12 protein-coding genes are annotated in these 12,165 nt (G+C 68.5%); 6 read left to right on the forward strand and 6 right to left on the reverse strand.

Annotated elements, in window-relative coordinates; genetic code table 11:
• Nucleotides 1–148: 148 nt before the first annotated feature.
• Nucleotides 149–799: a MerR family transcriptional regulator gene (locus ACFYPN_RS09595; RefSeq protein ID WP_358758574.1), complete on the forward strand. Its 651-nt coding sequence runs from the start codon at nucleotides 149–151 to the stop codon at nucleotides 797–799.
• Between the two features lie 9 nt (nucleotides 800–808).
• Nucleotides 809–1,579, forward strand: coding sequence for an MBL fold metallo-hydrolase (locus ACFYPN_RS09600; RefSeq protein ID WP_358758465.1), 771 nt, complete (start codon nucleotides 809–811; stop codon nucleotides 1,577–1,579).
• A gap of 11 nt (nucleotides 1,580–1,590) precedes the next feature.
• Here the strand turns inward: ACFYPN_RS09600 and ACFYPN_RS09605 are convergent, their stop codons facing one another.
• Complete coding sequence (locus tag ACFYPN_RS09605; RefSeq protein ID WP_358758463.1) at nucleotides 1,591–2,061, reverse strand: NUDIX domain-containing protein; 471 nt, start codon at nucleotides 2,059–2,061, stop codon at nucleotides 1,591–1,593.
• Nucleotides 2,062–2,074: 13 nt separating this feature from the next.
• Nucleotides 2,075–2,890: an exodeoxyribonuclease III gene (locus ACFYPN_RS09610; protein ID WP_358758461.1), complete on the reverse strand. Its 816-nt coding sequence runs from the start codon at nucleotides 2,888–2,890 to the stop codon at nucleotides 2,075–2,077.
• A 49-nt stretch (nucleotides 2,891–2,939) separates the two neighbouring features.
• Between ACFYPN_RS09610 and ACFYPN_RS09615 the strand changes: the two genes are divergently transcribed.
• Nucleotides 2,940–3,425 carry a GNAT family N-acetyltransferase gene (locus ACFYPN_RS09615; protein WP_358758459.1) on the forward strand — a complete coding sequence of 162 codons (486 nt, stop codon included), beginning with the start codon at nucleotides 2,940–2,942 and terminating at the stop codon, nucleotides 3,423–3,425.
• A gap of 52 nt (nucleotides 3,426–3,477) precedes the next feature.
• On the opposite strand, the gene ACFYPN_RS09620 is transcribed toward ACFYPN_RS09615, so the two are convergent.
• Both ACFYPN_RS09620 and ACFYPN_RS09625 read right to left on the reverse strand, forming a co-directional pair.
• Nucleotides 3,478–4,380, reverse strand: coding sequence for an RNA polymerase sigma-70 factor (locus tag ACFYPN_RS09620; protein ID WP_358758457.1), 903 nt, complete (start codon nucleotides 4,378–4,380; stop codon nucleotides 3,478–3,480).
• Nucleotides 4,381–4,753: 373 nt separating this feature from the next.
• Nucleotides 4,754–5,239, reverse strand: a complete 486-nt coding sequence (locus ACFYPN_RS09625) for a very short patch repair endonuclease (protein ID WP_389297523.1) — start codon at nucleotides 5,237–5,239, stop codon at nucleotides 4,754–4,756.
• Nucleotides 5,240–5,814: 575 nt separating this feature from the next.
• On the opposite strand from ACFYPN_RS09625, the gene ACFYPN_RS09630 reads away from it, so the two are divergent.
• On the forward strand, nucleotides 5,815–7,206 hold the full coding sequence (locus ACFYPN_RS09630) for a hypothetical protein (protein WP_389297524.1): 1,392 nt from the start codon (nucleotides 5,815–5,817) through the stop codon (nucleotides 7,204–7,206).
• A 109-nt stretch (nucleotides 7,207–7,315) separates the two neighbouring features.
• Nucleotides 7,316–9,865, forward strand: a complete 2,550-nt coding sequence (locus ACFYPN_RS09635; protein ID WP_389297526.1) for a hypothetical protein — start codon at nucleotides 7,316–7,318, stop codon at nucleotides 9,863–9,865.
• Between the two features lie 46 nt (nucleotides 9,866–9,911).
• On the opposite strand, the gene ACFYPN_RS09640 is transcribed toward ACFYPN_RS09635, so the two are convergent.
• Together ACFYPN_RS09640 and ACFYPN_RS09645 are read right to left on the reverse strand one after the other, a co-directional pair.
• On the reverse strand, nucleotides 9,912–10,754 hold the full coding sequence (locus ACFYPN_RS09640; protein ID WP_389297527.1) for a hypothetical protein: 843 nt from the start codon (nucleotides 10,752–10,754) through the stop codon (nucleotides 9,912–9,914).
• A 141-nt stretch (nucleotides 10,755–10,895) separates the two neighbouring features.
• Nucleotides 10,896–11,426: a hypothetical protein gene (locus ACFYPN_RS09645; protein WP_389297529.1), complete on the reverse strand. Its 531-nt coding sequence runs from the start codon at nucleotides 11,424–11,426 to the stop codon at nucleotides 10,896–10,898.
• A 323-nt stretch (nucleotides 11,427–11,749) separates the two neighbouring features.
• On the opposite strand from ACFYPN_RS09645, the gene ACFYPN_RS09650 reads away from it, so the two are divergent.
• On the forward strand, nucleotides 11,750–12,163 hold the full coding sequence (locus ACFYPN_RS09650) for a hypothetical protein (RefSeq protein WP_389297531.1): 414 nt from the start codon (nucleotides 11,750–11,752) through the stop codon (nucleotides 12,161–12,163).
• Nucleotides 12,164–12,165 lie beyond the last annotated feature (2 nt).

The raw sequence follows: 12,165 nt of genomic DNA on the forward strand, positions 1-12,165 counted from the left end.
GTCACACGACGCTGCCAGCAATCACTGGCACCTTTCGGAGGGTAGAGCAGGCCCGTACTGATGGGTAGAGGGCAGGACGAGGAAGTTACCGGCGGTACGACATAAGGTTCGCTCTGTGGCCGAAGGACATGAGCAACGCGAATACCGCATGGAGGAGCTGGCCCAGGAGGCCGGCATCACCGTGCGGACCCTCCGCTTCTACCGCGAGCGCGGACTCATCCCGCCGCCCCGCCGCGAGGGACGCATCACCTGGTACGACAGCCATCACCTGGCACGACTGCGCACGATCACCGGCCTGTTGGAGCGCGGCCACACCCTCACCGGCATCGCCGACCTCGCCGCCACCTTCGAGAGCGGACGCGATGTCGCCGAGGTACTGGGCCTGGGCGAGCCCACCGAGGAGACCCCGGTCCGGCTGACTCCGGAGCAACTCGCCGACTATTTCGAGGGCGAAGTCACCCCGGAGAACCTCGCCACCGCCCTCGATCTGGGCTACCTCGCCACGGACGGCGAGGAGATCGTGCACATCAGCCGTCGCCTGTTGGAGGTATCGGCCGAACTGGTGCGCGAGGGCGTTCCGCTCGCCACCGTGCTGTCCACCGGCCGCCGCATCCGCGAGCACGCCGAGTCGCTGGCCGAGATCTTCGTACGCGTCATCCAGGTGCACGCGGCGGACAGCCCCATCGACAAGCTCCGCCCCCTGGCCCGCGCGGTCGTGGACGCGGAGCTCTCGATGGCCCTGGACCGGCGGCTGCGGGAAACGGACGACAGCCCTGGGCGCTCCGGACCTCGCGCGTAGGGTTTCCGGATGATCGACGACACCCTCCGCCTCACGGTTCTCGGCAGCTCGACGCCCTACGCGAGCACCGACAACCCCTGCTCCGGCTACCTCGTGTCGGGCGGCGGCACCCGCGTGTGGGTGGATGCCGGCAGCGGCACGCTGGCCGCCCTGCAACGGCACGTGCGACTGGACGAGTTGGACGCGATCTGGATCTCGCACCTGCACGCGGACCACAGTGCGGACCTGCTGACCGCCTACTACGCCGCCGTCTTCTCCGACATCGAACTCGCCTCCCCCATCCCCCTGTTCGGGCCGCCGGGGATCGCCGACCGACTCGTCCACTTCCTCACCAACGGTGACACCCCCAGCCCCGTCGAATCCGCCTTCGCCATTGAGGAGTTGAGCGACGGGCACGCCGTCCGGACCGGCGCGCTCACGCTGACCGCCCGCACGGTGGCCCACGGCATGCCCGCCTTCGCACTGCGCGTGGAGCACGCCGGGCGGTCCCTGGTGTACTCCGGCGACACGGCCCCCTGCCCCGCCCTGACGGACCTGGCCGAGGGGTGCGACGTCCTGCTCTGCGAGGCGGAGAGCGACCGGGTTCCGGAGAGCGGGGAACAGGTGCACCACACCCCGGAGGACACCGGCGAGACCGCACGCTCGGCGGGCGCCGGGCGGCTGATCGTGACCCACGTCGGCCCGTTCCTCGACCCCACGCAGGCGGTGTCCCGCGCCGCGACCCGGTACGCCGGCCCTGTCGAGTACGCGGCCCCAGGAGCAACCTTCACCGTGGGGTGAAGGCCCTTTCCCTACCCCAGGTACGGGACCGCGCGCCGCTCCAGGAAGTGCCCGATCCGTAGCCGCTGGGTGTGGTGCATGGGGAGCGAGTCGAGATCTTCGAGTGCCACGAAACGGAGTTCGGTCGACTCTTCCGAGATGGCCAGAGCGCCGCCGACGACCCGGGCGGTGAAGCAGACATTGAACTGCCGGCGCACCTCTCCGTCGCCGTACGCGATGACATGACGTGGGTCGGTGTACGTACCGACGAGCCCCGTGATCTCCACGTCCAGACCGGTCTCCTCCTTGACCTCCCACACGGCCGTGCCGGGCAGGGAATCGCCCATGTCCATCGCCCCGCCAGGCAGCGCCCACAGGTTGTTGTCCCGGCGCCGCTGGAGAAGCAGACGGCCGTCCGCGTCGGTGGCGACGGCGGAGGCCGCCACGACCAGGCTGTTCGGCTGAGGGGCGTGCGGGTCGTCGTAGTACTCGGTACGGGCCATGCGGCCCCGCCCCCTACCGCTCGTACGTCACCGTCACCGGCGCGTGGTCGCTCCAGCGCTCCGGGTGGGTCTCCGCGCGCTCGACCCATGCCTTGACCGCGCGGGCCGCGAGGCCGGGCGTCGCCACCTGGTAGTCGATCCGCCATCCCGCGTCGTTGTCGAAGGCGCGGCCCCGGTAGGACCACCAGGAGTAGGGGCCCTCCTGGTCCGGGTGGAGGGCGCGCACCACGTCCACGTACGCGGCCTCCTCGAAGACCCGGGTCAGCCACTCCCGCTCCTCGGGGAGGAAGCCGGAGTTCTTCTGGTTCGACTTCCAGTTCTTGAGGTCGGCGGGCTGGTGGGCGATGTTCCAGTCGCCACAGACGACGACCTCGCGCCCCTCGGCGGCGGCCCGATCCTTCAGCCCCGCCAGATACGGGAGGAAGGCCGACATGAAGCGCTCCTTCTCGTCCTGCCGCTCCGTACCGACCTCGCCGGAGGGGAGGTAGAGGCTGGCGACGGTGACGCCCGGGAGGTCGATCTCGGCGTACCGGCCGCTCAGGTCGAACTCCTCCGCGCCCTCGATCCCGAACCCGCCGAAGCCGATCTGTACGCGCTCCGGCGCACGCCGCGAGTACAGGGATACGCCCGCACGCCCCTTGGCGGCGGCCGGCGCGTGCACCACGTGCCAGCCCTCGGGATGCCGCACCTCCTCGGGGAGCTGAGCCGCCTCGGCACGTACCTCCTGGAGGCAGACGACCTCGGCCGAGGTCCCGGCGAGCCAGGGGACGAAGCCCTTCTTCGCGGCGGCGCGGAGCCCATTCACGTTGACGCTGGTGACGGTAAGCACCCCGGAACAGTACCCAAAGACAGGCCCGCACATATGTACGCTTACCTGCGTGAATATCCAGCGCCGGTCGTACGACCACCCTGACGCCGTCAAGCTCAACGATCAGGTTCAGCTCGAATACGTGGAGCGGTACCAGGACGGCGGCGACGCCACCTTCCTCGACCCGACCATGTTCGAGCCGCCCAACGGTCTGTACCTCCTCGCCTACGACGAGCGCGAGCGCCCGGTGGCGACCGGCGGCTGGCGCGCCATGGAGGAGAACGAAGAGGGTTACCGCGACGGCGACGCCGAGCTCAAGCGGATGTTCGTGATACCCGAAGGACGTGGCCAGGGTCTCGCCCGCCGCATCCTCGGCCTGCTGGAGGACGACGCCCGCGCCGCCGGCCGTGCGCGCATGGTCCTGGAGACCGGCGACAAGCAGCCGGAGGCCATCGGGCTGTACACGTCGAGCGGCTACACGGTCTGCGAGAAGTTCGGCCACTACCGGACGTACGAGAACAGCATCTGCATGGCCAAGCCGCTCCAGCAGTCCTGACCTCCGCGTCCGCCACCCCGCTCGGCTCGCGCCGCTCTCCGCCTCCGGGCTCTCAGCCGCGCGGCTGGAACGGCCGGTCCGGCAGGGGCACCCGCTCCAGCTTGTCGGGGTTGCGGACCACCCGGATGCCGACGATGCCGGCCGGGCCCGTCTCCAGTACGAGGACGTCGTCGGTCACCCCCGCCACCGTGACCAGGAGTCCGGGCTCGCCGTTCACGTCGACCCGGTGGTACGCGGTGTCGGGGAGCGGCGCGGACATCACGCCCAGCAGCCAGCGGGCCACCTTGTCCGCGCCGTGGATCGGCCGCAGCGCCGCGTGGGCCTTGCCCCCGCCGTCCGACCAGACGGTCACGTCGGGCGCCAGCATCTCCAGCACCGGGTTCAGGTCACCGCCCAGGCAGGCCGCCATGAACTCGTCGGTGACCTTGCGGCGCACCTCCGGTGGCGCCTCGTAACGCGGCCGGCGCGCCCGGACGTGCGAGCGCGCCCTGCTGCCGGCCTGCCGCACCGCCGGTTCCGTACGGTCGACCATCGCGGCGATCTCCGCGTACGGGTAGCCGAAGACCTCCTTGAGGACGAAGACCGCCCGCTCCAGCGGCGACAACGACTCCAGCACCACCAGCATCGCCAGCGAGATCGCCTCCGCCCGCTCCACCGCGTCGCTCGCGTCGGGCGTGGTGACCAGTGGCTCGGGCAGCCACGGGCCGACGTACGCCTCCCGCCGTGCGGTCGCCGAGGTCAGCCGGTTGAGCGAGAGGTTGGTGATCGTGCGGGCGAGATAGGCGCCTGGACTGTCGACGCGGGCGTGGTCGACCTTGCTCCAGGCCAGCCAGGTGTCCTGGAGCAGGTCCTCGGCGTCCGCCGCGCTGCCGAGCATCCGGTAGGCGATGCCGAACAGCGACGCGTGGTGCTCCTGGAACTGCGCGAGTGCCTCGTCGGACGGTACGCGGGCCATGACGGGTGCCTCCCGGATCGTGGGGTGTCTCCGCAGGAGTGACAGGACAGCGCCGCGCGATGTGACATGCCCCGCACGGCACGCCGAAGAGCGCTCGCCCGCGAGCGCTTGGGCGACGAGAGGGGAGGGGCGGAAGGCGGGTTGTCACCTACCCACGCACTCAGGATGGGGCGACGCCCTCCACGAACGCCAAGATCCCGCCCGGTCTTCCGACCGGACGGGATCTTGTGACGTCCACGAGAGCCACTCGCGAACTGTCGTCTGTGGGCCGTTCACGGGTGGGTCTGACCTGCACCTACGGAGGATCCGTGCTGGCCTTTCCCAACCATTCGAAGATCATTTCCCGACCATGTGTACGGCACACCTAGGAGGTCTACACGCTCGTCGGCGCTGCAGCGCCCAGGATCCGCAGCGCCCGCGGATGCCCCTGTTCACCGAGGGCACGCACCACCTTGCCAACCGCTGCGTCGATGACCTCGTGTTCCCAGATCCGTAAGGGCACCCACCCCATCCGGACGAGGCGCGTGTCCGTATCGGTGTCCCGTCGAACGTTGCCCTCGAACTTCTCCCGCCACCACTCCGCGTTGTGCACCGGCGCATGCATGTGCTGCGGACAGGCATGCCAGAAGCACCCCTGCACGAACACCACGGTGCGCCACCTCACGAACGTCAGGTCCGAACGCCGACGGCGCATGCCCGGCAGCGGCAGGTCAACGCGATAGCGGAAGCCCAGCGCGTGCAGCGTCCGTCTCAGCGCCATCTCCGGAGCGGTGTTCCGACTGCGCTGGGCCAACATCACACGGCGTACGTTGGCATCCCTCGGCGCAGGAACACCCTGTCGGCACACTCCGTCTCTCATACGTGCACCAACTCCAGCACCGCGGAGTTCGTCACCATCCCTCACGGTGGCACGTGCCTCACAGGACATCGGCAGCAGTTTCACCTGTGGCCGCAGGCTGGCCGGAGCGCGGAGACGTACTAACTACGAGGCGCTGTACTGGACCACACCCGGCTCATCCGCTACCCGTACGGTCCGGCTGGACCGACGCGCAGCCGGACCGGATCACGGTAGGTAGAACCCCACGAACTCGGGCTCCATTGCGCCAGATTAGGGAGCAAGGACCTTTATAAGCACGGAAGATGCGTAAGAATGGCGGCCCGCGATCACGGCTCGTTGAACGGTATTGGGGCGGAGCATGCGAGGAGATTTCGCGACGGACCGGGTGAGCCGATGCTTCCCGGCCGACGACCGCTGGGAGTCGATCGTCGCGTGCGGCGCCAAACCCCCCTCAGGCTCATCGAGGTTCCGTGCCTGAGTCGGTGGCGGCCCCAGCAGCAGATTCTGCCCCCAGAGCGGTCGGGGGCCCGGCATGGAGCAGTTCAGGCCTGGATGTCGCCGCGGGCCGATATCCGCTTTCGGTGGAGCGGCACGTCATGCGCATGGTTGATCACTTGGTACCCGGCGTCACTGCGGTAACACCCCATGCGCGGTACTACGCCCTTCACGGCCTGGTCGCGGCGCACGCCGACGCAGCGGGGCTGTCTGCCCCAGCAACTCAGGAGCTGCTGCGCCGATCCGAGGTCGCCCTCGCCGCCGTGTCCTTCGCCCACCATCCCCAGGGCCTGGAATGGATGCCACGCGCTCACGGCGTCGATGCCCTGTCCCAGAGGCTCCGCTCCGGTGCAATTTCGATAGCTGAGTCTGCGGCTGTGGGCAAGGAAGGGTACGTGGGCAACCCCTGGGGCTTTTGGGGGCCGTACGCAGGGTCCGAAACCGCCTTGGGCATCCTCGGCCCCGGAAGGATGCCCCTGCCCGGACCTCGACTCGACGCGTCGGCGGTACGCTCCGGCCTGGGCGAATTGCTCGAGCTGGCCGCCGAGGACACGTTGCACGTTGGCGACCTGGCCTCGCTGGGAACGAAGTTGTGCGTATGTGCCGGTGGTGAGCACCCTGACGGACATTGGCTGGCCGACCTCATCTGCGGGCCGGACGCATCTGGTGTCGACCCGCGGTCGAGGGCTCGACAGGAAACTATCCAATTGATGGTACGAATCGTCTCCGAACACACGGTCGTGCGCTTCACCCGGGACGTCGGCCGTGTGCTGGCATTCGGCGATTTCCTGACCACGGACTGCGTGACCAGGGACATCGACACGGCGCCCGTGTGGCGGGGGGTGGCCCTGCGGAACTACTCCGTCGGTGCCTGGCGCCGTCTGTGGTCCTGGCTCGTCGAGCACGTCGAAGGGATGATCACGACAGAGGAGCTGGCCGACCGCTTTGCCGATCAACTACCACCACAGACCGTGGACGAGTTCCTGTCATCCCTTCCTGCGACGCAAAGCACAACTGGAGCGCCGCTGCCGGCCGAGCTCTGCCTCCGGGAAGCGGACACGCCCTTGCCTCTCAACGAACTGCGCGTGCTGGCCGTCGGAGCACGCCGCGTGGATGAGCTCTCGGGGCGGGTCCGTGACGCGTTCCTCGGGCAGCGCGGTATCGAGCTCGGACCGGAATGGGTCGGGTGGAGACTGGAGGAAGCCCGCTCTGCGCCTCTGCGTGACACGGCACGCCGACTGGTCCACGACATGGTGGCGCGGTCCCAGCGCATCGCGCTGGCCAAGGCTCGGCGCCGTCCCGACGGTTCGCTCTGGCTGCCCACACGTCTGCACGAACGGAGCGGCCTGCTGTACAGGACCAGCCAGGAGGGCCGCGGCGACGTGGGCCTACGCCTGGACCAACTGGGCACCGTCCTGGCGACCTGTGGCGTGCTGCACCGCTGCAAACAGCGTTGGTCGGTGACCACCAGGGGGGAGGATCTCGTTGCCTAACAGCGGACCGGCCCCGAGTACCGAGCCGTCATCAACGATTGCATCGCCGCTCACGCTCATTCTTGATGAGACCCGAAACGGCGGTCAGAGTCTCGAAGAAGCACTGTTCTTGAGCTTCACCGCGGACTTCGGTTTCTTCGAGGAGGTCGCCCTCGGCGTCACCCAGTCGACGGGAGCTCGTGTCACCGTGGTCGGGGACGTCGGCATAGCGAGGTCTGATCCCAGAGCCGTTCGTCGAGCAGGGCGCAGCTACCTGGCAGGGCTCGCATACGCGGGTGGACCCGCGTTCCACCCGAAGGTGGTGGTCTTGGCTGGACAGGAGCACGCCACCATCGCGCTCGGCTCGGGCAACACCACTCTGGCCGGCTGGCAGAGCAACGCCGAGTTGTGGACAGTGCTTCGCGTACTCGACGACCGGAGTCCGGCCGCGGTCCTGGAACTGGCAGCGTGGTTGCGTGACCTGCCCGACGAGGTGAAGTTCTCGGCCCACGTCCCCCAGGCGCTGCGGAGGGTCGCAGCCCTGCTGGAACGACTCCACCGTGACAGGACCCCAGTCGACCGGGAGACGCGTGTCGTCAGCAGCCTCCACTCGCCCATCCTCAGCCAACTGCCCAACGGGCCGGTCGATGAGTTGGCCGTCTTCGCACCGTTCCACGACCGGCAGGGCCGGGCCCTGGGACACCTGCTCGATCGCCTCCGTCCGAGCCGGTTCACCCTCGCCTACCAACCAGGCATCACCGATCTCGACGGACAGTCGGTCGCTGGGCTGGTCCAGCAGTACGGCGGCCGGATCATCAGTGACGACGGGCAGCGATACCGCCACGGCAAACTCGTCGAGTGGGTGGCGGAAGGGCGGCGCTGGGCCCTGACCGGCAGCCCGAACCTCTCCTCTGCCGCCCTACTGCTCCAGCAGGGCCAGGGCGGCAACTGCGAGCTCGGGATCATCACCCCCAGCTCCGCCTCCCTCCTCCCCGACGGTACGGAAGAGCCGGTCACGCGGCTCCGTGCGGCGCCGTCCCTGCCCCGCCCCCAGACCCGCAGCGGACCGCTCCTGCTCGGTGCCGTCCGCGGAGCCGACGGACTTGAGATCAGTCTCGCCCGGCCGCTGCCCGTCATCAGCCATGTGGAGCTGTCGGCAGCCGAGGCGCCGCCAGAGCAATGGGAGCGCATCTCGGACCTCGCCCCGGGGCAGGCCACGACCACCGTGCCGGTCTTGGCGGACGGGGGCAGCCGCGTACGGCTGGTGACCGTCGACGATTCGGGTGTCCCCAACCTCGGCAACATCGTCTTCGTAGTCGATGTCGAACGCGTCCTGCGCCGGTCGGCCCCGGCCCCGTCCCAGGTCCCCAGTACCCAGCCGCTGGACCTGTTCACGGATATTCGGCTCGCGGAGCGTTTCCTGAGCGACCTGGAATCCTTGCGGACGGTACTGCAGTCGGCATCGACGACGGCCCCTGCGGTCACGAGTACTCCGAGTACGACAGTCCCGACGCGTACACCGGACGACGAGGAGGGCTGGGAGCGCTACCTGGACGAATGCGCCGGACGTATCGGAACTCCGCTCGTCCGTTTCGCGCTCGGCCTCCCACTGCCCGCCGGTGTGGAAGAGCCCTTTCAGGACCTGTTGATGGTGGCCTGGGACGAGCGCTTCACCGACGACATCGAGGCGGGCCTCGACGAGGACGACGCCGAGTCGGTGGCGGCGGAGCACGACACCGAGCCACTCGACAGTGCTCAGGGTTCGCTGCTGGTTCCCGATCTCCGACAGGCCGGAAAGGTCATCTGCCGCAAGTACCAGCGCTGGGTCGAGGACCTCGTCACCCCGAAACCCCAAAAGACACCGCTCGAGCGGATGCTGGCGGTGCGCCTGACCCTCTGGACCGTGGCTGCGGGCGCGTGGCCACCGACCGATACCCGCTGGCTGCCCTTGCTGGCCGGTGCGGTGCGCGCCATGGACGGACGGGACGTTCCCACCCGGATCGAGCCGGAGGTCGGAAGTCTCGCCGCAGTCGCCCTCGCCGTGCTCCGGAGTTGCGCTCCCCGTTACGAGGTGACATCGGAGACCCTCATCTTCAACGAGACGGCCGCAACGGTAGGCCACCTCCTTCCAGCAGCGGACGCCGCCTACATCGCCGAGTACGCGTCCCTGCTGGGCAACGCCTTCGGCCTCACCGTGGCCCCGGAGAACGTGCTCTCCGTGGCGGGCGACATCGTTCAGGACGATCCCCTCGACGACGCGGTCTCGGCCCTCGCCGAAAGGGGCCGCGACGTGCACCGCCATGGGCGGCTCATGCTGCACGCCGTCGGACGTTTCAGTAACCCCGCACTCGTGGCCCTGGAAGCGATCGGCGCCGCCGAGGAGGAGCCCCTGGTGGGGGCTTGGGCCACTGGTGGTCCCGATGGCGAGCGTTGGGCCCTGGCCATCTGGCGCCGGCCGGATCTCGTCATCGTTGACGCGGCGAAGGCCGTACCCCTGTGGCGCCACTACCGGCTGGCTGGCCTGGTGGGGCCCAGAGCCCTGGCTGCGCAACGGAGCTTCGAGTCCGCCGTGTCCGTCCCGCACGGCCCCCGCAACCAGTCCTTCGACCTCGCGAGCCAAGTCCTCGCGGAGCTGGGACTATCCGAAGGCCAGCCGCCTCGTTGCGGGCCAGGTGTATGAAGCCGCGCGGGTTGCGCCCTGCACTCTCCCTGCCCACAACCGGTCGTCAGTCCCGCGCGCTGCGGAGGACGGGGTCACTCGCCTCAATGGCGATGTAGGTCTCCGCGGTCGCGCCCTCCAACAGGCCCGTGCGGCGCCAGTCCACCACCGGCTCGCGGTCACCCAAGAGCATCCTCCAGGACATGCTGTCCGACTGCTCAAAACCATCCCGAACGGCCTCCCGCCGCTCCCTGGGCTGCTGTCGCTCGCGGTAAACCAGCTGCTCACCACGAGTCACCGCGTACAGGGCCTCATCGTCCCAGACGACATGCGACTCGATCGGCAGCGGAACCGCACTTGCTTCGGCCTCGCGCGCTGCCCGTACTTGCAACACGTCCAAGTTCTGGCACGCGGCAAAAAGCCGACGCGACATGCCCACGTGTGTCCCGGTCCCCGGAATGCGACCAGCTATGAAGTCGGCTACACCTCGTCGGCCACGCATGTGCTGTTCGGTTGCGGGAGGGTCGTCGTCGAGACGGTGGCGCACGACCTGCGTTTCTTCGTCCTCCTCGATGCACGACAGAGAGCCGGCACTACTGCGGTGACGCTCCCCACGGGCTGAGCTGAGAGGGACAATGCGCAGGTCGTCCACCACACCATGAGCAAGGGCACGGTAGACCAGCATCTGCGACTGCGCAGTCAGGAGCAGTGCGTTGTCGTCCTCAGCGATGTGCGCTTCCGAGCCGCTGCCAGACGGATCCGCTGGCGAAGGAGTGGCCTTCCCGGGCCACGCGGGCGGTTCTGCGACTTTCATGGCGTCCACGGACAGGAAGACGTGGTCCTGCTCCCACTTCTGAGGCGCAGGCAGTGAGGTACCGCAGAGAACTTGCATGTGGGGCTGCCCGTGCATCAGAGCGCTCCCTCCCTGAAGCTGCTCCAGCCCCTCCCTGAGATCGCCGAGTCCTATGAGCTGGCGCGCCTTGGCCTCGACGAGCCAGTGCTGGGGTCCGGCAGGGTGGGTACCCCACAGGTCCGGCAGCGAGGTGGACGCCTACAGGAAGCCGGGGTCGCCGTTGGGACCACCAGTCTCGATGTGCTGAGTGGGGCCCAGCCCCATCATGCCCGCACATATCCATTGGGCCATCGTCATGCCGAAGTGGTAGCCGAAGGCCGATTGCGCGCTGCGCTCGGTACCGTGCCGGTAGACGGCGTTGACGAACAAGCGGCGCCCTGCTGCACTGGGGGCTGCAGCCTCGACCTTCCTCAGGCAGAGGTACGCGTGCAACGGGGAGATGCGGGAAACCAGCTCGCTGATCGCCAGGTTCGGCGTGAGCGCGAGCCAGGGTTCGATGTCCCGGCCGACTTCGGTCGCCGCTTTGACGATCTGCCGCCAGGTCGTCGTGGCTAGGTACCACCCGTTCTCAGGGACCCCGACCACCCCGGGCCAGGGTCGTTCGGCGCCCTCCCACTGTTTCCTGCTGGGACGACGCTCCGGCCCTCCACGAAGCAGGACTGGGACGTCCAAGCGGTCGGACAGGTGAAACGTGTGATCCTCGGCGCCTTGCGGTGGTTGCTTATCCACCCCATGAAGGGTGCCACGGCCTGATCGCCGACTGGTGAAGTTCTCCGAACTCGCCGCTCCCAGGTACTCAGGCCCTATCCGAAATCCTTTGGTGCGCGTGGCCGCCGAGTGCCCACAGGGGAACGGCCATCCCCAACCCGACCCCCGAGCGGCCCAGCCCGCGTGAGCGGGTTAGAGCCTCATCCCATAGCCTTCCGCCCCTGGCTGGGTTCGGGCTACGCCCCCCGAGGGCCAGATCAGCGAATGAGACGTTTCCTCAGGGCTCGCCTCCCGCGGTCCGGATTGTGCACTTTCCTCGGCGGGCCGCCCTCAACCTCGATAGCTTGGTGGCCGCTTCCGCTGTTTCGGCGACGGCAACCGCGAAGGAGAAGGGCGCTGCCATGGCCAAGGGAGACAAGCCGTGGATCTCTGCTAGCGATCACGCATTCTGGATGGATCGGGTCATGTTCTGGCAGAAGCGCTACGAGGGTGTCGTCAGCTGGTACCCCGAGAAGGCTGCCGAGTACAGGAAGAACGGTCTGGGGTGTCTTCGCCTGACTCAGTATCTCGATCCAGCCACTCGGAGGCTTACTCCGCGCACGATCGTTGACGATGCCGACCTCGATCGCCGAGGACCGGAGCTGGAACTGCAGTACGAGGAGAGCAAGGTTCTGGCGCAGGCACGACGGAAGACCAAAGGCCCAGGTTACGTCGCGGTATATAACGCAGGGCTGCCCACTCTCGGAAGGCGTCGGTGACC

The sequence above is a fragment of the Streptomyces sp. NPDC005576 genome, from assembly GCF_042871745.1.
Classification (GTDB): domain Bacteria; phylum Actinomycetota; class Actinomycetes; order Streptomycetales; family Streptomycetaceae; genus Streptomyces.